The organism is Roseovarius sp. TE539, assembly GCF_003298505.1.
In the GTDB taxonomy this organism is placed as follows: Bacteria; Pseudomonadota; Alphaproteobacteria; order Rhodobacterales; family Rhodobacteraceae; genus Roseovarius.
In genome coordinates this window covers 86,047-104,281 of the sequence record NZ_QNGB01000012.1, presented here as the reverse complement: position 1 = coordinate 104,281, position 18,235 = coordinate 86,047, and the positions used below count along the sequence as shown (strand labels likewise).

Sequence of the window (18,235 nt, the reverse complement as noted above, 5' to 3'; positions counted from 1 at the left end):
CGGGCCAGATGAAGCAGGAAGGAAGCCGGCCATGACGTCACCCTGGATCGCCGCGCTTGCCGCGCTCTTCTTCTGGTGGTTTTCCACCGGGGCGATCCTGTGGGCGGTGCGTCACGCGGACCGGCGCGGGTTCCGCGCCCGGATGACCGTGACGGTCCTGGGCCTGCCGCTGCTTGGCATCGGCATATGGGGGTTCGACGCGACGCGCGCGGTCGCGACCCCGGGCGCCGCGTATGCGGCCTTTCTGGCGGCGCTGGCTGTTTGGGGGTGGATCGAGCTTGCATTTCTCACCGGCGCCATAACCGGCCCCAATCCCTATGCCTGCCCAGATGACCTTCCGGAATGGGAACGTTTCATCAGGGCCTGGGGCACCATTGCCTATCACGAGATGTTGCTGACAGGGGTGTTGATCGCCATGTGGCTGCATGCGCATGACGCTATCAACATGTTCGGCCTTTGGACTTTCACGATCCTGTACCTGGCGCGCATTTCGGCCAAGCTGAACCTTTATTTCGGCGTTCCGAGGATCAACACGGAATTCCTGCCAGAAGCGCTGAGCCATCTGGCGAGCCATTTCCGGATCTCGCGGCTCAACTGGGTGTTTCCGGTTTCGATCACTGCGCTGACCTTCGCCGCGGGCTGCTGGCTGGAGCGGCTTCACGACGCGGCGATCCCGGCGGATATCGCCGGGTTCTCCCTGCTCACGGCCATCACCGCGCTGGCGCTGCTGGAACATTGGCTGATGGTGTTGCCGCTGCCGGACGCGAAACTCTGGCGCTGGATGCTGCCGGCGCCCGGGCAATCACCAAAGACGACAAGACCGGAGGGACATCATGGATTTTGACGCCATGTTCAAGGCGCAGCTCGACGCGCTCAAGCAAGAGGGCAATTATCGTCACTTCGCCGAGCTGGAACGCCGGTGCGGCGAGTTCCCGCGGGCCCGCAGCCATGATGCGGCCGCGCCCGGCGAAGTCACGGTATGGTGTTCCAACGATTACCTCGGGATGGGCCAGCACCCGGCCGTCCGCCAGGCGATGAAGGACGTGATCGACCAATGCGGCACCGGTGCCGGCGGCACACGCAACATATCCGGCACCAATCACCATCATGTCGCCATCGAGGGGGAACTGGCCGACCTGCATGGCAAGGAGGCGGCGTTGCTCTTCACGTCCGGCTACGTGTCCAACTGGGCGGCGCTGTCCACCCTGGGAAGCCGCCTGCCCGACGCGGTCATCCTGTCGGACGAACTGAACCACGCCAGCATGATCGAGGGAATCCGGCATTCCCGCGCCCGCAAGGTGATCTGGAAGCACAACGACCCGGAGGACCTCGACCGCAAGCTTGCGGCGCTGCCGGCCAATGCCCCCAAGATCGTTGCCTTCGAGAGCGTCTATTCGATGGATGGCGACATCTGCCCGATGGCCGAGATCGTCGAGGTGGCCGAGAGGCACGGTGCCATGACCTATCTCGACGAGGTCCACGCCGTGGGCCTTTACGGACCGCGCGGCGGCGGTGTGTCCGAGGAGCTGGGGCTTGCCGACCGAATTACGCTGATCGAGGGCACGCTTGGCAAGGCGTATGGCTGCATGGGCGGATATGTCACCGGCTCCGCGGCGATGTGCGATTTCATCCGCTCCTTCGCGTCGGGTTTCATCTTCACCACGGCCCTGCCCCCGGCTGTGGCCGCCGCAGCCAAGGCCTCGATCGCGCATCTCAAGACCTCCGGGGAGGAACGGCAGATGCAGCGCCGGCAGGTGACCCGCCTGCGCAGCCTTCTGGACCGGCATGGGATCCCGCACCTGGACAACCCCAGCCACATCATCCCTGTGATGATCAAGGATCCGGTCAAATGCCGGATGCTGGCGGACATCCTGATGCGGGACTGGGGCATTTACGTGCAGCCGATCAACTACCCGACAGTGCCCAAAGGTACCGAGAGGCTGCGTTTCACCCCCGGTCCGTTGCACAGCGACACCGACATCGACCGCCTGGTGCTCGCGCTGGCGACCTTGTGGAAACAGTGCGCCATCGCGCACGCGGTGGCCTGACCGGACATTCCGGCCCTGTGGCATGGCGGCAGGGGCCGGATGCCGGGTCCACCCCACGCGCCCCTGGATCTCATCGCATCAGAAGGATCGGAACCTTGCAGGAGCGTATCATCTCGGTCGTTGTCGATCCGATGATGAGGCTGCGGATGCGGCTGTGACCGAAAGCGCCCATGACGACCATGCCGAAGCCTTCGTCCTCCACCAGCTTGCCAAGCTCGGTCTCGGGCTGCCCGGGCACGATACGTGTCTCGGCACTGATCCCCGCAGCCCCGAGAAGCGCCGCGGCGTCGGCCAGACCCTTCAGGGTTTCCGGCGTTTCCGCCCCCACGGTGGCCACGGTCACCGTCAGGCCGGCGAAAAGCGGACTGCGCGCGATGTGATCCACCGCCTTCATCGCCGAGCGCCGCCCGTCATAGGCCACCAGCACCGTCTCGATCGGCTTGAACGCGCGCGATGCGACCAGGACCGGACGATGCGCCGCACGCACCAGGCGTTCCAGGTTCGATCCAAGATGCCCCTTGGCGAAATCGGCCGCCTCGCCACGCTTGCCGATCACGATGACCCGCGCGTCATCCTCGACCTCGGCAATGCTTTCCACGATGTCACCGTGACGCAAGCGCGTGGTGATCTCGTTGACCCCGGCCTTGTCCACAATGGCACGAGCATCCTCGAGAATGGCCCGCCCGCGATGCGCGACCAGCCTGGCGCGCTGCGCGTCAAGTTCGGCAAGCTCTTCAAGAAGCGCGGTGCGCGCCCCGAGCCTGATGGACCCCGACAGGTCCTGGTTCTCCGGCGCCTCGCGGCGGCCCAGAACGTGTATCAGCTCCACCGGTGCACCGGTGCGGCCCGAAATCCATGCCGAATGGCCGCATACGCTCTCCGAGTAAATCGACCCGTCCACCAGCGCGATGATCTTGCCTGTCATGGCTCTTTCTCCCTCAATGCGTCATCAGCTTGTCAAGCGCGTCCGGCTTGTCGTGAACGGCGAGCCGGTCAACAAGCGTTTCCGTGGCATCATTCATTCCGACCACCTCCACGTCCGCCCCGTCACGGCGGAACTTGAGGATCGCCATGTCGAGCGCCTGGACAGAACTGATATCCCATATGTGCGCGCGGCTCACATCGATCACGACCCGTTCGGGGGCCTCCTTGAAATCGAAGGCTGCCATGAAGTCTTCGACCGATCCGTAGAAAAGCTGACCCTCGACATGATAGGTTCTCTCGCGGCCGTCATCGCTGATTTCCGAGGTGACGCGGAACAGCTGCGCGATCTTTCCGGCAAAGAATATACCCGACAACAGAACCCCGACCAGCACGCCGATGGCCAGATTATGCGTGTAGACAACCGTGACCACCGTCGCGATCATCACGATCGATGAGGAACGGGGATGAACCCGCAGCGCCTTGATGGATGACCATGAAAATGTGCCAATCGACACCATGATCATGATCGCAACAAGCGCCGGCATCGGTATGACGCTTACGACATCTCCAAGACCGACCACCAGAATCAGCAGAACCACACCCGAGGCCAGCGACGACAACCGTCCGCGGCCGCCGGATTTCACGTTGATGATCGACTGGCCGATCATGGCGCACCCCGCCATGCCACCAATGAAACCGGTTGCCGTATTGGCAAGCCCCTGCCCGACGCATTCCTGGTTCCGGTTCGACCGCGTATCGGTCAGGTCATCGACGATGTTCTGCGTCATCAGGCTTTCCAGAAGCCCCACCACGGCAACGGCCACAGAATAGGGCAGGATGATCCGCAGGGTCTCGAGGGTGAGGGGAATGTCCGGAATCAGAAAGACAGGCAGCGTGTCGGGCAGCGCCCCCATATCGCCAACGGTGCGCACATCAAGGCCAAGGGCGAAGGTAACAGCGGTCAGAACGACAATGGTGACAAGGGGTGACGGAATGGCCGAGGTCAGCAGCGGGAAAAGATAGATGATCGCCAGGCCGGCCGCGACCAGCGGAAAGGTCAGCCACGTCACCTCGCGCGGGTCAAGCTCCGGCAGCTGTGCAAGAAAGATCAGGATAGCAAGCGCGTTGACGAACCCCGTCATCACCGACTTCGAGACGTAGCGCATCACGAACCCCAGCCGCAGCGCGCCAGCGCCAATCTGCAGAAGCCCCGCGAGGACCGTCGCCGCCAGCAGGAACTGAAGCCCGTGATCCCGGACCAGCGTCACCATGAGCACCGCGGTGGCCGCGGTGGCCGCCGAAATCATGCCGGGACGGCCACCGGTGATCGCGGTAATGACGGCGATCGAGAAACTGGCATAGAGCCCGACCTTGGGATCCACGCCCGCGATGATCGAAAAGGCGATCGCTTCGGGGATCAGCGCCAGCGCCACGACCACCCCGGCCAGGAGGTCGCCACGCACATTGCCAAGCCACTGGCCACGGTAAGCATCGAGTGAGATCATGAAGAAGTATCCGAATAAGGTATTACCGCCGCGGCGGCTCGGGTGCGCCATTGCACCGTTTTGCATCCTTGTCCAGCCGGGCCGCGGCAACTCCTGACTTCCTGCCGCTGCGGCAAACCCACCGGCCCCGGGCAAAGATCAGCCGCACGCGGCCTTGTCCGCCCGTGCCGCCTGGCCCCTGGCACCGCTCTCGCCGTACTACGCCGCGCGCGCTATGGTCGGTGCATGTCAGCTTCCACCCCCTCTGATCGCGGACACCGTGCCGCGCTGGTTCTCGGCGCCGCCGTCTGGCCGGGCGAGCAGCCCTCGCCGGCCCTGCGGCGCCGGGCGTTGCACGCGGTGCACCTATACCGGCGGGGCGATGTCACGCGGGTCATCGCCAGCGGCGGTCTCGGCCGCCACCCGCCCGCCGAGGCGGAGGTCATTCGCCGGCTCTGCATGGCCGGCGGCGTGCCCGCGTCCGCCATCCTCATCGAGAACCGGTCCGCCAACACACGGGAAAACATCGCCAACGCGCTGCCAATCGCGCGAGCGGCGGGAATCCGGGACATCATACTGGTAACCGACAGCTATCACGCACCGCGTGCCCGCCTCGCGGCCCGGTCGCTGGGCCTGCCGTCCCCAAGCGACAGCCCGTCCTTGTCCGGCACCGGCCGGTTGCGCCTGATCCGCGCCCTGCTGCGCGAGGGACCGGCGCTGGCGCTTTACTTTCTGCGGCACCTCCGCGGGCGCTGATCGGGGCGCGGTCGTGGACCATTCCCTCTCCACAATGGCCCCGCATCAAGCTATCGTGATGGCATGGCACGCCTGATGATCATCATTGGCCTCGCGCTCGTTTTTCTCGGCCTCGCCTGGGGCACGCTGTCGCGTTTCGGGATTGGCCGGCTGCCCGGTGACATCGTCATCGAGCGCGAGCATTTCACTCTATACATCCCGGTGACCAGCGCCATCCTCGTCTCGGTGGTGCTGTCGCTTCTGGTCTGGGTGATCCGGATACTGATCGGGCGCTGACCGGACGCCGCGGGGCCGTGTCGCATGGTCATGCCCCGCCCCCTGCGGAGCGAAGGTTTCTCTTCGGGACACGTCTTCGCCGTGATGCGGCCTTTCGATTCTATTGCAACCCCAGCTTGTCACGCATGAAGGCCAGCGCCACCTGAAGACCGTCGGGCGCGATACCATGCGCCGTGCCCTTCATCACGTGGGCATAGACATCCTTCCACCCCGCCGCCTGCAGCGCCTCGGCGGCCTCGGGCAACGAGGAGGGCGGCACGACGTCATCCGCATCGCCATGTATCAACAGCACCGGCGGGCGGCTCACGGCCTCCTCGATCAACAGCTCCGGGCGCATCAGGCGCCCGGAAAAGGCCACGATCCCGGCCACTTCATCTTCTCGGCGCGGGGCAACCTGCAAGGCCATCATGGTCCCTTGCGAAAACCCGAACAGCACCACCTGTTCGGGCAGGACATCCTCGTCCACCATCAGCGCATCGAGAAACGCATTCAGATCGTCGGCGGCTGCAAGCAATCCGCGCTCGGCCTCGACTTCCGAGGAACCGTCGATCCAGGGAATCGGGAACCACTGATACCCCGTTGGCATCATCGGGATTGCTTCCGGTGCATCCGGTGCGACGAACAACGTGTCCGACAGATGCTCACCCAGCACATCGGCAAGCCCCAGAAGGTCCGCGCCGTTGGCGCCGTATCCGTGCAACAGCACCACGACAGACCGGGTCGTGCCCGAATGCGGGCCCTTCCGCCCGGCTTGCAGAACGCGTGTCATCTGATCCCTTCCCTTTTCTTTTCAATACGGTAGTAGGCCCATAACAATCGTGCGGCAACCGACCTCCACGGCGACCATTGAACGGCCATCACACGCAGTTCGCGCTCGCGCGGTCGTTCGGGCAGGCCATAAAGCAGCCGCGCCGCCTCCTGCAACGCCAGATCCCCCGGGGCGAATACATCGGCCTGTCCGAGACTGAACATCGCGTAGATCTCGGCCGTCCATATCCCGATTCCCGGCACATCGGTCAGTATCTTCAGCACCTCTTCCAAAGGGGCCTGCCGCAGCGCGGCATAGTCGATCCGCGCCCCGGCCAACGCCCGGGCGTATCGGATTTTCTGGCGGCTCAGCCCTACGTTTCGCAGGTCTTCGTCATCGGCCCACATTATCTTGCGTGGTCCAGTCAGGCGCGCGGCCTTCATCCGGGACCATATCGCATCCGCCGCAGCCACGCTGACCTGCTGACTGACAATGGCGTTCAGAAGCTGCTCAAACCCGTCCGGCCTCCGCCTGAGCGGCAACGGCCCGGTCAATTCACGGGCTTGCGCCAGACGCGGACAACGCTCGCACAGGACCGCCGCCCCCTCTTCAACATCGGCGATCGTCCGGATGATACGCCCGGTCAAAGCGCCGCAACCCAGTCCAGCGCGGCCGCCGCATTCGTGACCTTCGGCGCCTTGGGTTGCACCGGGCGCGCAATCATCGCCACCGGGAGGCCCAGTTGCCTTGCCGCGTCAAGCTTGCTGCGGGCCGCCGTTCCACCAGCATTCTTCACCACCAACCAATCGACACCAAGTCTCTGAAACAAATCCATTTCCTCTTGCACGCTGAAAGGTGGTCGCCCGACCAGGAATTCACCATTGGGAAACGGAAAAGCCCCCTCAGGCGGGTCGATCTGACGGCATATCAGACGGCATTGAACGAGGTTGGCAAACCGCGGCAGGGTCTGACGCCCCGTGGCCAGAAACACGGTCGCACCCGGCCTGATGTGTCGTGCCGCTTCTTCCTCGCGTTTGAGGACCGTCCAGTCATCCCCGGGCTGCGGCTTCCACTCCGGGCGCAGTACCTGGCAATACGGTACTTCCTCCTCGGCGCAGATGCGCGCGCTACGGCAGGAGACATGACTGGCGAAAGGATGGGTTGCATCGAGCACCGCAGTGATCCCTTCGCGCCGCAGATAAGTGCGAAAGGCCTCGTCACCGCCAAATCCCCCGACCCGTGTCGGCAACCCCGTGGGGCGCGGCGCGCGGGTCGCCCCCGAAAGCGAGGCGATGGCGGGAATCTGCAAACTTTCCAGTTCCTTGGAAATCTCCTGTGCCTCGGACGTTCCCGAGAGAAGCAACAGGGTCATGGCCCCGCCCTCGACAGAAGGTTGCCCGCCCGGTCGATCACGATCGTGTCGGCGGCAACGTCTTGTGGCAGCATCAGCCGGACGGTATCGAGCGCCGCCTCGGCCACCCATCGCGCCATCGGAGCCCCGGCGATCTCGTGGGCCTGAAGGGCCGTGTTGGCCCCTGCGACCCCGGGATGGCCAAGCACCTCGTCGAGCGCGGCAAAATCCACCTGGCTGCGGCCCGAATGCAGATCCCGGGCCCCCTGCGCCAGCTTTGTCATCTTGCCGATCCCTCCGCCTATGGTGATGCGCGGCAGCGGGTGACGGGCCAGGTATTTCAGCAGCCCACCGGCGAAATCGCCCATGTCCAGCATCGCGTGATCGGGCAGATCATACAGATCCTGAACGATTTTCTCGCTCGTCGCCCCGGTGCAGCCGGCCACGTGACGCAGCCCGGCGGCGCGAGCCACGTCAATTCCTCGATGTATCGAGGCGATCCATGCCGCACAGGAAAAGGGCCGCACGATCCCTGTGGTACCGAGGATGGAAATTCCACCTTCGATCCCCAAGCGGGGATTCCACGTTTTCCGCGCAAGTGCCGCACCGCCGGGCACACGGATCGTGATCGCCACATCCGGCGCCTGCCCGAGGCGCGCAGCCATTTCGCGCACCGTCGCGGTCATCATGTCGCGCGGGACCGGGTTGATCGCAGGGCCACCCGGCGGGACCGGCAAACCGGGTTTGGTCACCCTCCCCACGCCCTCCCCGGCATGAAAACTCACCCCGCCGTCCGACGCGCCGACCCGCGCGACGATCATTGCGCCATGAGTCACGTCGGGATCATCGCCGGCATCCTTGATCACCCCTGCTTCCGCCCATCCATCGCCTTGGTCCACGTGCGAAATCAGGAACTCCGGACGTTCACCGCGCGGCAGGGTAATTCTTGTTTTCCGGGGTCTTCCCTCCCCCCAGAGGATCATCAGCGCCGCCCGCGTCGCGGCGGTGGCGCAGGCGCCCGTCGTCCAGCCACGGCGCAGTTCCTTGTCGGGTTTCCGGTTCATACGCGGCGGACTATAGGGGTAGGCAAAGCCCGGGCCAATCGGCAATCGACGTCCGCAATATGTCGCACCCGCACACATTGCCGGTCGCTTGCAACCTTTCCCGGCGCCCCGATCCGCGGCATACAGGGGCATGACCGATTCACTCACCCTTCCCGATGGCAACTGGCCGGTGCTGGAACCCGGCTGGGTCTGGCTTTGCGGCGCCGGGCCCGGTGATCCGGGCCTGATGACCCTGCATGGCATCAATGCACTGCGCCAGGCCGATGTGGTGATCTATGACGCCCTGGTGGAACCGGCAATCCTGGACTGGGCGCCTCAGGCTGAGCATGTGTACGCCGGCAAGCGGGGTGGCAAACCCTCGGCGCAACAGCGTGACATTTCCCTGCGGCTGGTCGAGATGTCGCGGCTGGGACGCCGGGTGCTGCGACTCAAGGGCGGAGATCCGTTTGTCTTCGGACGCGGCGGCGAGGAAGCGCAGACACTGGTTCAGCACGGCGTGCCGATCCGCATCATTCCCGGCATATCCGCCGGCATCGGCGGATTGGCCTATGCCGGTATCCCCGTGACACATCGGGACGTGAACCAGTCGGTGACCTTCGTCACGGGTCATGACCAGTCGGGCGAGGCGCCGTCATCGCTGAACTGGAAAGCAATCGCGCAGGGCAGCCAGGTACTGGTGATCTACATGGGCATGAAACATGCCGGGCAGATCGCCGCGGCGCTTCTTGACGCCGGCCGCGCGCCGGACGAACCCTGTGCGGTTGTCTGTGCCGCGACGACCAGCGATCAGCAGGTGCTGGAAACCGATCTGGCGCACCTGCCCGCCGATATCGCCGCGTCCGGTCTGGAGCCTCCCGCGATCCTGTGCATCGGACGGTCCGTTCTCATGCGGCAAGTGCTTGACTGGCAGACGATGATGGCCGGCGAAGAGCCGCGCAATACCGACCCTCTGGGACGGGGGCGCCCGGCACAGGCATCATGAGTGGCATCGTCCTCGCCGCGCCGGCATCGGGCGCCGGCAAGACCACGGTCACACTGGCGCTCCTTCGGCTTCTCCATCGGCAGGGCATTGTGGTGCGCGGCGCCAAATCGGGCCCTGATTACATAGACCCGGCATTCCACGCCGCCGCCTGCGGCGCACCCTGCCCCAACCTCGACGCCTGGGCGATGCCACCCTCACGACTGGCCGGGCTGATGAGAGGCGAGGGACTGCTGGTCGTCGAAGGCGCAATGGGTCTTTTCGACGGGGCGCCGCCGGACGGGCGCGGCGCGGTGGCCGATATCGCACGCCTCTTCGGTCTTCCGGTGATACTGGTGGTCGATGCCGGGCGCATGGCCGGGTCGATCGCGCCTTTGGTCACCGGATTCGCCGGGTATGATCCGGGGGTGCGCGTGGCGGGCGTTATCCTGAACAACGTCGGCTCACCCAGGCACGAGGCAATGCTGCGCCGGGCGCTGGCGCCACTGGAACTGCCGGTTCTGGCGGCATTGCGACGCGACAAGGGTCTTTCGCTCGGCTCGCGCCACCTCGGTCTTGTACAGGCAGCGGAACGCCCGGACCTGGAGGCATTCCTTGACCGGGCGGCGGATGCGCTGGAACTAACGCTGGATGAAGAAACATTGCTGTCGCTGGCGGCACCACTTCCGCAGGCCGGTCTCACCCCACTTTTGAGCCCGCCTGCACAAGTCATTGCAGTGGCGAGGGATGCCGCGTTTTCCTTCACATATCCGCATCTCCTTGCTGATTGGCGCGCGGCCGGCGCGGAAATAAGGGAATTCTCGCCGCTGGCGGACGATCCGGTCCCCGAGGCCGGGTTCGTTTATCTGCCAGGCGGTTACCCGGAACTTCACGCCGGGCGCCTTTCGGTGGCATCGCGGTTCATGACCTCTCTGCGGACGGCGGCGCGGGATGCGGAGATCTACGGCGAATGCGGCGGTTACATGGTTCTGGGGGACTCCCTGTGCGATGCGGATGGCAGGGTACATCCGATGGCTGGCCTGCTGCCTCTTGAAACCTCCTTCGCCGAGCGGCGGCTGCATCTGGGTTACCGTCGCGTGAAGGCATTTTGCGGTCCACTTCACGGCAGCTTCGCCGCGCATGAATTCCACTATGCCACCACGCTCCGACGCGAGGGGGCACCGCTTTTCGAGGTCGAAGACGCGGAAGGAAACCGGATGCCGGATTCCGGGATCAGCAAGGGGCGCGTTCACGGGTCCTTTGTCCATGTCATCGACCGCTGCGCCTGAGGCTTGCGGCCCGCCGCCGGGCGGGATAGCACAGCCGCCATGACCGAAACCGCCACCTATCCCGTCGACGACAGGCGCGCCCGCCGCAATGTCACCGTGCTGGTTCTTGCGCAGGCGTTCCTTGGCGCGCAGATGCCGATGGTCTTCGTGGTCGGCGGGCTGGCAGGACAATCCCTCGCCGAGAACCCATGTTTCGCGACCCTTCCGATTTCGTTGATCGTCCTCGGGTCGATGCTGTCCGCGGCACCGGTTTCGGCTTTGATGCAAAGACTTGGGCGCCGCGCGGGTTTCTTCGTCGGGGCGGCTGGCGGAGCCGCGGGCGGCGCGATCGGTGCATGGGGGCTGTTGACGGCGTCTTTTCCGCTCTTTCTCCTGGGCAGTTTCCTCACCGGAATCTACATGTCCGCACAGGGGTTCTACCGCTTCGCCGCAGCGGACACCGCAAGCGATATCTTCCGCCCGCGCGCGATATCTTATGTCATGGCGGGCGGACTGGCCTCCGCGGTGATCGGCCCGCAGCTTGTCAAGGTGACGAGCCAGGCAATGGTGATCCCATTTCTCGGCACGTATCTGGCCGTCATCGCGGTCAACCTGATCGGGGCATTCCTGTTTCTTTTCCTGGACATCCCGCGCCCGCCTGTCCCGTCGGAGGACGCGCCGCGCGGCCGCTCGCGCCTGGAGCTTCTGGCAACGCCGCGCATCGCCGTTGCGGTTATCTGTGCCACGGTCTCCTACGCCTTGATGAACCTCGTGATGACCTCGACTCCGCTGGCGGTGGTCGGATGCGGATTTGACGAGGGCAACGCGGCGGACGTGGTTACGGGACATGTGCTCGCGATGTTCGCACCATCCTTCTTCACCGGCCATCTCATCACCCGCTTCGGCGTCGAGCGGATCATGGGCCTCGGGCTGTTGATTCTGGCGGCTGCGGGTGTGGTGGCCATTCAGGGCGTGGCGCTGGAAAACTTCTTTATCGCACTCATTCTGCTGGGAATCGGATGGAATTTCGGCTTCATCGGGGCGACGACGATGCTGACCAACGCCCACGCCCCGCATGAGAGGGGCCGGATGCAGGGCCTCAATGACCTGATCGTGTTCGGCGGCGTGACGGTGGCATCGTTGGCCTCGGGCGGGTTGATGAATTGCTCGGGCGGGAACGCACAGGCTGGTTGGATGTCGGTCAACCTTGCGATGGCGCCATTCCTGGCCCTGGCGGGCGGAGCACTGATCTGGCTCGTGATGCGCCCGCGCGACACCTGACCGGCAGGCGCCGGGCTTGACGCGCTCCCATGCCCGCGCATTTATGGGACGGCAGCCGCCATCAAGGAAGGTCAACGTGATGACAGACGAGGAATTCATGCGACGCGCCATCGAAATCGCGGCGCGCGCACTCGATGATCCGGGCTGCAGGCCCTATGGCGGCGTCGTGGTCAAGGATGGGCGCATCGTCGGTGAGGGGATCAACCGTTCGGTGATCGATCTCGACCCGACCTCTCATGGTGAAACCGAGGCTATACGCGATGCCTGCCGCACCCTGGGCACCACGAACCTGACCGGATGCACGCTCTACGCCTCGTGTGAACCCTGCCCTCTTTGCGTTGCGGCGATGATGATCGCCGGGATCGACCGGATGTACTACGCTGTTTCGCTGGAGGAAAGTGACGCGATCCTCGCGGCCATCCCCGGCGGAGATTGCAATGCCGTCGATGTACAATCCCTGCGTGACCAGACCGCGAAGCCGGTCGCCAAGCGAACCATGCCAAGCGACCAGATCCTGTCCGGGGAAGGCGAGGATGTTCTCAGGCGCTGGAGCCGGGCCGCGTGATCCGCACCGTCATCAAAGCAGCTTGAGCGATGCCGCGAGGAAGGGATGCCGGGCAATCGCCGGCGCGACGATCGTATCGCGCAGGATCGGCTTGAGCGTTTCGGCCACCCTTGCCGGCATGTCCTGGAGGATCTCTTTCCGCGCGGTCAGGCTGATGGTCCGCGTCAAGGGTTCGAAAGGAAGCTCGAAAACGTCGATCTGATCGGCGAAGCGCCGCGCCCGCATCAGTGCAAGCGGCGGCAGAATGGTCCAGCCCGATCCCTGTCCCACCAGCGCGAGAATTGCATGGTAGCTGTCCAACTCGAACCGGTGCGCCAGGGTCATGTTCTGGCGTGCCAGATGGGCGCTGACCAGCCGCCCCATGTAGTGGCGCTGCGTATATTGCACGAGCGGCAATTGCTTGAGTTGCCGCAGCACATTTTCCCCTTTTGTCACGCTGTCGCGCGGTGCGGCCGCGACAAATCCTTCGCGTAGCAGCGGATGAACCTCCACCCAGTCATCCCCGGCGCCGAGTTCGGCGGCCACGATCACGTCCAGCGCCCGGGAATCGAGCAGATCGTAGAGATGATGACTGGCCCCTGTTTCCAGAAGGAATTGGCACCCCTTGAGCTGCGTGGCCATGTGGGTGAGAAGCTGCGGTGTCACATCGGCCTCGAAGTCCTCGATCATGCCAAGGCGGAACCGTGTCAGCATCGACAGGTCGGACATGGCCAATTCGGCGCGCGCCTGTGCCGCCTCGTTCATGATCGCCTGAGCGCGGCGATGCATGATCTCGCCCGCCGGCGTGAGGCGCAACGGCCGCTCGTTACGTTGCAGCAGTGTCGCACCGACGGCGCTTTCGAGGTTGGTCAGTTGTTGGCTGATCGTGGAGGGACTCGCGCCAAGGCGCCTTGCCGCGGCCGAAATGGAACGTTCGTCCGCGGCCGCCATGAACACCTCGATGCCCCAGAGGGTTATCCGGCCAGGGCTATCGACCATCGCGCCTACTTGTCCATCTTCGACAGTTTCGCCTGGAGTTCGGCAAGCTGCCGCTTGATCTCTTCGAGGTTCTCGTCGTCCTGGCCGGAGGCGGACGCCGGGCCGCCACCATCCTCGCCTGCGTCAGCCCGTCCACCGGTCATCGCCTTCATGAAAGCTTCCTGCTGTGCGCGCATCGCCTCCATGCCCGGCATCGCCGTGAGGGGGTTGGCCTTCGTCATGTTCTCCATCATCTTCGACTGTCCCTCGCGCAGCATTTCGAAACTGGCGGCCAGGAAATCCGGCACGACGCTGGTGGCCTGCGTGGTGTAACTGCGCACGAGGTCCGTCAGGACGTTGATGGGCAGGACATTCTCACCGCGGCTTTCGTGTTCCGCAATGATCTGCAGGAGGTACTGGCGGGTAAGGTCATCACCGGACTTGAGGTCGATGATCTGCACTTCACGACCGCCACGTATGAATTCCGAGATGTCGTCCAGCGTGACGTAATCCGACGTCTCGGTGTTATACAGCCTGCGGCTTGCGTAGCGCTTTATCAAAAGCGGTTTCTCATTGTCAGCCACGGGCGACCCTCCCAATAATGCAGCGCTGCAGCAAATCCTATGTCAGCACAGAAGAAATTGAAAGGGCAGGCATCGTCACAGACCGGACCGGAGGGCTGGCAACAAATTGGGCGAGCCACGATGTGGCCCGCCCGGCAGGATGCGCTTGTGTCCAGGGAGGGGGGACTGCAAACGCTATGGTCTGCGCCTTACTTGGACGCGGTCGCCTTCTTGGCGGTTGCAGTCGCGTCGTCGGTCGCCTTCTTGACGGCCTTGGCAGTGTCTTCCTGAAACTCCTTGCCGGCGCTCATCATCAGTTCGACGGTATCCATCTGAACCTTCTTCGCCACTTCCGCGAAGGCGGCCATGTTCTCGGCGGCGACTTCGGCGTTGGCGGACGCGAAATCGGTCACGGCCTTGGCATAGTCTGCCGGCTCGGTCTTCGCCTTAGACATGTCGGTCAGCTTCGACAGCGTTTCCTTGGTCCACTTGTTCGAGATCTCGGCCGACTTTTCAGCCGCTTCGAGCGCAACGCCCGACAGCTTCTCGTTCATCGCCGCCTGGTTCTTGAACACATCTTCCATTGCTTTCGTATCAACGGGGAAGGCGCCCATGATGTCTTTCATCACGTCGTTCATGTCTTGTGCTTTTGCCATTTGTCAGTCCTTTCGAAACCTGGCGGGGAGCCCGCCTTTGCTGCGTCTGCACAGAATATGCATGCTGCAGCGCAGCATTTCAAGGATTTTTTCTGCGACGCAGCAAAATTGTTGGAAGTGCCTGAAAAATCAGTCGGATGCCTTTTGTCTCACATATGTGCCAGGCGCCGGTGCAAGGGGAGGATGATTGGAATCACCCGGCTCACGGGCCGGAATTTTCTTGCCGGACCGCTTTCGCAGCCACGCCTCCCAACGTGGCCACCATGATCCTTCGTGAAACGCCGCATTCTCCAGCCAGTGATCCGCATCATCGCCGAGACTGTCGTTGGCATAGTGACCGTACTTCTTCTTGCTGGGCGGGTTCACGATCCCGGCGATGTGACCGGATTCCGAGACGATGAACTGTTTGGAGCGCGATTTCATCTTCTGCACGCCTCGATAGCAATCTTTCCAGGCCGCGATGTGGTCGCTTTCGCAAGTGACCGCCATCAGGGGCACATCAACGTCCCCGACCCTGAGGGTTTCTCCGAAAAGTTCGAATCCGTCCTCGACGAAAGCGTTCTGCTGGCAAAGACCCCTGAGATATTCCACGACCATCTTCGCGGGGAGGTTTGCACCATCACCATTCCAATAAAGAAGGTCGAAGGCTGGCGGCGCCTCGCCCATCATGTAGCTACGGATTGCCGGAGTGTATATCAAGTCATTGGAACGAAGGAAGGAAAACGTCCGCGCCATGATGAAGGACCGCAAGACACCCTGCTCGGCAACCTCGTCCTCGATGCCGTCGATGAAGTCATCCTGCAGGAAGGGCGTGAACTCGCCCTGATCGGAAAAATCCGTCAGCGCCGTGAAAAACGTGGCCGACCTGATCGACTTGTCGCCGCGCTTTTTCATCAGCGCCAGGGTAAGCGCAAGCACCGTGCCGGCGATGCAGTAGCCAACGGCATTCACCTTGGCCTCGCCGGTGATCGCCTTCACCTCTTCGATCGCCCTTAGATATCCATCCTCGATATAGTCCTCCAGCCCGGTATCGGCATAACTGCCATCGGGATTGACCCAGGACACCACGAAAAGCGTGTATCCCTGTTCCGTGATCCAGCGAATCAGGCTGTTCTTGGCCTTCAGATCAAGGATGTAGAACTTGTTGATCCACGGCGGAAAAACGAGCAGCGGCGTGGCATACACCTCGTCCGTGGCCGGGGCATACTGTATGATTTCCATCATCCGGTTACGATAGACGACCTCTCCGGGCGTGGTGGCGATGTTCTCGCCGAGTTCGAAGGCGCTTTCATCGGTCAGCCTCACGATCAGTTCGCCGTGGTTCGCCTCCAGATCGGCAACGAGGTTTTCCAACCCCCGGACCAGGGATTCGCCCTCGGTCTCGATCGCCTTTTCCAAAGCATCGGGATTCGTGCCCAGGAAATTGGTCGGCGACATCATGTCGATAATCTGTTGCGAGAAATATTCCAGCCGCCGCTTCTCCTTGGGAGACAGGTCATCGACCTCCTCGACCGCCTGCCGGATCGCCTGTGCATTCAACTTGTATTGATGCTTGATGTAATTGAAGTAGGGGTGCGTGTTCCAAAGCGGGTTGGCAAACCGCTTGTCGCCGGACAGCGGATCGGTGTCGCCCGCCTCCTCGTCGGTCACGTGGCCGTGCAGCAATTGCTGCTGTGCCTCCATGAAATGCCGAACCGACTTGCCCCAGTATTCCAGCTGATGCTCGTAAATCTTGCCCGGGTTTTCCAGCGCCTCTGCCCAGTAGGACGCTGCCGCCTTGGTGAAAAGCTCCTGGGAGGGGGCGTTGAGCGATGAATTTGCGGGCTCCTTGGACGACAGAGCCTGCACAAGACGTTGCGAAAGCTCTTCGACACGGCTCAGGTTCTCGTTGAGTTTTTCGAGATTTTTCCCTGTCCCGCTCTCTTGCGTTGCCATTTTAACGAATTCCCATTAGAGTTTCTGCTGTGCAGCATAACGACGCCCGGTCGGAGGGGCAGTGCGACGAATGGAACCGGGCGTATAGGCCCGAAGCAGGAGACGACGATGCGCTACATGATGACCTACGACCTCATGGAGACCCTCCGGAATACCAATCAGTGGTTGGGCGCATCCGCGCTCTCTCTGGCATCCTATCCGATTTTCAGCATGGCGCCAAACCCCGCTTTCCAATGGATGGCCGCCTGGGGCGAGGTGACCGAAAGAACCTTTCAGCGCATGGTGACCAAACCGGATTGGGGCATCGACAGCTTCACGTGCAGCGATGGCAAGGATCATCTGGTCTCCGTCGAAAGGGTTGTTGAGCGTCCGTTCGGGGATCTCGTTCATTTTGACGTGCTCGGCCGGGCCGAGCAATCAAGAAAGGTGGTGCTGGTCGCACCGATGTCCGGTCATTACGCGACGCTGCTGCGTTCCACTGTCAAATCGTTGTTGCAGGATTGCGAAGTCTACGTGACCGACTGGCACAATGCGCGCGACATCCCCGTGTCGATGGGCAAGTTCGATATCGAGGATTATACCCTTTACCTGATGGATTTCATGCGCGCCCTGGGATCCGACGTGCATGTTATCGCCGTGTGCCAGCCGGCGCCGTTGGCCCTTGCGGCAACGGCCTACCTGGCCGAGCTGGATCCGGGTGCCCAACCGCGAACCCTGACCCTGATCGGAGGGCCGGTCGATCCGGACGCAACACCGACGGATGTGACCGATTTCGGCCGGCGGGTCACGATGGGCCAGCTTGAGGAAACCATGATCCAGCGGGTCGGGTTCAAGTACAAGGGGGTCGGACGCATGGTTTATCCCGGGCTGTTGCAACTCGCGTCGTTCATGTCGATGAACTCCGAGCGCCACGCGCGCGCTTTTTCCGATCAGATACAGCGGGTCGCGCGCGGCGAATCCGGAGACCATGATGCGCATAACAGGTTCTACGATGAATATCTTGCCGTCATGGACATGCCCGCCGAATTCTATCTTTCGACGGTCGAGCGCGTATTCAAGGCCGGGGAGATCGCCAAAAACGCCTTTGTCGTGAACGGTCACAAGGTCGATATCGGCAAGATCACCAATGTGGCCGTCAAGACGGTGGAAGGCGGCAAGGACGACATATCCGCCCCCGGTCAATGCGTGGCCGCACTTGATCTGTGCACCGGCCTGCCCGACAGCAAGAAAGCCAGTCATCTTGAACCGGATGCCGGCCACTACGGAATTTTCGCGGGCAAGAGCTGGCGCAACAACATACGCCCCCTCGTTCTCGAGTTCATCGATGCCAACAGCGCCCCCCATTCCGACGTGGGAAAGCCCGCCAATCGCAACGCCGCGATGTGAGCGGCGGGATACAGG

General features: G+C 63.1%; 19 protein-coding genes. 9 read left to right on the top strand and 10 right to left on the bottom strand.

What is annotated here, in order from left to right:
• Positions 1-31 precede the first annotated feature (31 nt).
• Both puhE and hemA read left to right on the top strand, forming a co-directional pair.
• Positions 32-844 carry a putative photosynthetic complex assembly protein PuhE gene (puhE, locus tag DQW77_RS09765; RefSeq protein ID WP_113258031.1) on the top strand — a complete coding sequence of 271 codons (813 nt, stop codon included), beginning with the start codon at positions 32-34 and terminating at the stop codon, positions 842-844.
• On the top strand, positions 834-2,048 hold the full coding sequence (gene hemA, locus DQW77_RS09760; protein WP_113258030.1) for a 5-aminolevulinate synthase: 1,215 nt from the start codon (positions 834-836) through the stop codon (positions 2,046-2,048). Before puhE ends, hemA begins: the two co-directional genes overlap by 11 nt.
• Before the next feature lie 70 nt (positions 2,049-2,118).
• Here the strand turns inward: hemA and DQW77_RS09755 are convergent, their stop codons facing one another.
• Positions 2,119-2,973, bottom strand: coding sequence for a universal stress protein (locus DQW77_RS09755; RefSeq protein ID WP_113258029.1), 855 nt, complete (start codon positions 2,971-2,973; stop codon positions 2,119-2,121).
• 13 nt (positions 2,974-2,986) lie between these two features.
• Positions 2,987-4,477, bottom strand: coding sequence for a SulP family inorganic anion transporter (locus DQW77_RS09750; protein ID WP_113258059.1), 1,491 nt, complete (start codon positions 4,475-4,477; stop codon positions 2,987-2,989).
• A 225-nt stretch (positions 4,478-4,702) separates the two neighbouring features.
• On the opposite strand from DQW77_RS09750, the gene DQW77_RS09745 reads away from it, so the two are divergent.
• Positions 4,703-5,212 carry a YdcF family protein gene (locus DQW77_RS09745; RefSeq protein ID WP_113258028.1) on the top strand — a complete coding sequence of 170 codons (510 nt, stop codon included), beginning with the start codon at positions 4,703-4,705 and terminating at the stop codon, positions 5,210-5,212.
• Between the two features lie 63 nt (positions 5,213-5,275).
• Positions 5,276-5,488, top strand: a complete 213-nt coding sequence (locus DQW77_RS09740; RefSeq protein WP_113258027.1) for a DUF2905 domain-containing protein — start codon at positions 5,276-5,278, stop codon at positions 5,486-5,488.
• A 100-nt stretch (positions 5,489-5,588) separates the two neighbouring features.
• On the opposite strand, the gene DQW77_RS09735 is transcribed toward DQW77_RS09740, so the two are convergent.
• The 4 genes from DQW77_RS09735 to DQW77_RS09720 are packed head-to-tail and all read right to left on the bottom strand — an operon-like array spanning position 5,589 to position 8,651.
• Positions 5,589-6,257, bottom strand: a complete 669-nt coding sequence (locus tag DQW77_RS09735; protein WP_113258026.1) for an alpha/beta hydrolase — start codon at positions 6,255-6,257, stop codon at positions 5,589-5,591.
• Positions 6,254-6,883, bottom strand: coding sequence for a DNA-3-methyladenine glycosylase (locus DQW77_RS09730; RefSeq protein ID WP_113258025.1), 630 nt, complete (start codon positions 6,881-6,883; stop codon positions 6,254-6,256). Before DQW77_RS09730 ends, DQW77_RS09735 begins: the two co-directional genes overlap by 4 nt.
• On the bottom strand, positions 6,880-7,608 hold the full coding sequence (locus tag DQW77_RS09725; protein WP_113258024.1) for a cobalt-precorrin-6A reductase: 729 nt from the start codon (positions 7,606-7,608) through the stop codon (positions 6,880-6,882). The genes DQW77_RS09730 and DQW77_RS09725 overlap by 4 nt, the downstream gene beginning before the upstream one ends.
• Positions 7,605-8,651, bottom strand: a complete 1,047-nt coding sequence (locus DQW77_RS09720; protein ID WP_113258023.1) for a cobalt-precorrin-5B (C(1))-methyltransferase — start codon at positions 8,649-8,651, stop codon at positions 7,605-7,607. The genes DQW77_RS09725 and DQW77_RS09720 overlap by 4 nt, the downstream gene beginning before the upstream one ends.
• A 130-nt stretch (positions 8,652-8,781) precedes the next feature.
• On the opposite strand from DQW77_RS09720, the gene cobA reads away from it, so the two are divergent.
• The 4 genes from cobA (at position 8,782) to DQW77_RS09700 (ending at position 12,723) form a co-directional block, all read left to right on the top strand.
• Entirely contained in the window at positions 8,782-9,633 is an 852-nt protein-coding gene (gene cobA, locus DQW77_RS09715; protein ID WP_113258022.1) for a uroporphyrinogen-III C-methyltransferase, read from the top strand.
• The gene (locus DQW77_RS09710; RefSeq protein WP_113258021.1) at positions 9,630-10,898 is read left to right on the top strand and encodes a cobyrinate a,c-diamide synthase; all 1,269 of its coding nucleotides are present in this window, start codon (positions 9,630-9,632) and stop codon (positions 10,896-10,898) included. The genes cobA and DQW77_RS09710 overlap by 4 nt, the downstream gene beginning before the upstream one ends.
• Positions 10,899-10,937: 39 nt before the next feature.
• A complete protein-coding gene (locus DQW77_RS09705) occupies positions 10,938-12,158 on the top strand; it encodes an MFS transporter (RefSeq protein WP_113258020.1) in 1,221 nt (406 codons plus the stop codon).
• Between the two features lie 79 nt (positions 12,159-12,237).
• Positions 12,238-12,723 (top strand): nucleoside deaminase, encoded by a 486-nt coding sequence (locus DQW77_RS09700; RefSeq protein WP_113258058.1) that lies wholly within the window; start codon positions 12,238-12,240, stop codon positions 12,721-12,723.
• A 12-nt stretch (positions 12,724-12,735) separates the two neighbouring features.
• Here DQW77_RS09700 and DQW77_RS09695 read toward each other — a convergent pair whose 3' ends face one another.
• From DQW77_RS09695 to DQW77_RS09680, 4 genes are all read right to left on the bottom strand, one after another.
• Entirely contained in the window at positions 12,736-13,701 is a 966-nt protein-coding gene (locus DQW77_RS09695; protein WP_113258019.1) for a LysR family transcriptional regulator, read from the bottom strand.
• Positions 13,702-13,706: 5 nt separating this feature from the next.
• Positions 13,707-14,264 carry a polyhydroxyalkanoate synthesis repressor PhaR gene (gene phaR, locus DQW77_RS09690; protein WP_113258018.1) on the bottom strand — a complete coding sequence of 186 codons (558 nt, stop codon included), beginning with the start codon at positions 14,262-14,264 and terminating at the stop codon, positions 13,707-13,709.
• Positions 14,265-14,452: 188 nt separating this feature from the next.
• On the bottom strand, positions 14,453-14,899 hold the full coding sequence (locus tag DQW77_RS09685; RefSeq protein WP_113258017.1) for a phasin family protein: 447 nt from the start codon (positions 14,897-14,899) through the stop codon (positions 14,453-14,455).
• 129 nt (positions 14,900-15,028) lie between these two features.
• Complete coding sequence (locus DQW77_RS09680) at positions 15,029-16,834, bottom strand: alpha/beta hydrolase (protein WP_113258016.1); 1,806 nt, start codon at positions 16,832-16,834, stop codon at positions 15,029-15,031.
• Positions 16,835-16,942: 108 nt separating this feature from the next.
• Here DQW77_RS09680 and phaZ point away from each other — a divergent pair, with 108 nt between their 5' ends.
• The gene (gene phaZ, locus DQW77_RS09675) at positions 16,943-18,220 is read left to right on the top strand and encodes a polyhydroxyalkanoate depolymerase (protein ID WP_113258015.1); all 1,278 of its coding nucleotides are present in this window, start codon (positions 16,943-16,945) and stop codon (positions 18,218-18,220) included.
• Positions 18,221-18,235: the final 15 nt, after the last annotated feature.

Bases quoted from the DNA above. Each gene is read 5' to 3' on its own strand.
- cobA (WP_113258022.1), top strand. From the start codon at position 8,782: ATGACCGATTCACTCACCCTTCCCGATGGCAACTGGCCGGTGCTGGAA.
- DQW77_RS09695 (WP_113258019.1), bottom strand. From the start codon at position 13,701: ATGGTCGATAGCCCTGGCCGGATAACCCTCTGGGGCATCGAGGTGTTC.
- DQW77_RS09745 (WP_113258028.1), top strand. From the start codon at position 4,703: ATGTCAGCTTCCACCCCCTCTGATCGCGGACACCGTGCCGCGCTGGTT.
- DQW77_RS09725 (WP_113258024.1), bottom strand. From the start codon at position 7,608: ATGACCCTGTTGCTTCTCTCGGGAACGTCCGAGGCACAGGAGATTTCC.
- DQW77_RS09685 (WP_113258017.1), bottom strand. From the start codon at position 14,899: ATGGCAAAAGCACAAGACATGAACGACGTGATGAAAGACATCATGGGC.
- hemA (WP_113258030.1), top strand. From the start codon at position 834: ATGGATTTTGACGCCATGTTCAAGGCGCAGCTCGACGCGCTCAAGCAA.
- DQW77_RS09680 (WP_113258016.1), bottom strand. From the start codon at position 16,834: ATGGCAACGCAAGAGAGCGGGACAGGGAAAAATCTCGAAAAACTCAAC.
- DQW77_RS09705 (WP_113258020.1), top strand. From the start codon at position 10,938: ATGACCGAAACCGCCACCTATCCCGTCGACGACAGGCGCGCCCGCCGC.
- DQW77_RS09735 (WP_113258026.1), bottom strand. From the start codon at position 6,257: ATGACACGCGTTCTGCAAGCCGGGCGGAAGGGCCCGCATTCGGGCACG.
- phaZ (WP_113258015.1), top strand. From the start codon at position 16,943: ATGCGCTACATGATGACCTACGACCTCATGGAGACCCTCCGGAATACC.
- puhE (WP_113258031.1), top strand. From the start codon at position 32: ATGACGTCACCCTGGATCGCCGCGCTTGCCGCGCTCTTCTTCTGGTGG.
- DQW77_RS09740 (WP_113258027.1), top strand. From the start codon at position 5,276: ATGGCACGCCTGATGATCATCATTGGCCTCGCGCTCGTTTTTCTCGGC.
- DQW77_RS09755 (WP_113258029.1), bottom strand. From the start codon at position 2,973: ATGACAGGCAAGATCATCGCGCTGGTGGACGGGTCGATTTACTCGGAG.
- DQW77_RS09710 (WP_113258021.1), top strand. From the start codon at position 9,630: ATGAGTGGCATCGTCCTCGCCGCGCCGGCATCGGGCGCCGGCAAGACC.
- DQW77_RS09700 (WP_113258058.1), top strand. From the start codon at position 12,238: ATGACAGACGAGGAATTCATGCGACGCGCCATCGAAATCGCGGCGCGC.
- DQW77_RS09750 (WP_113258059.1), bottom strand. From the start codon at position 4,477: ATGATCTCACTCGATGCTTACCGTGGCCAGTGGCTTGGCAATGTGCGT.
- DQW77_RS09720 (WP_113258023.1), bottom strand. From the start codon at position 8,651: ATGAACCGGAAACCCGACAAGGAACTGCGCCGTGGCTGGACGACGGGC.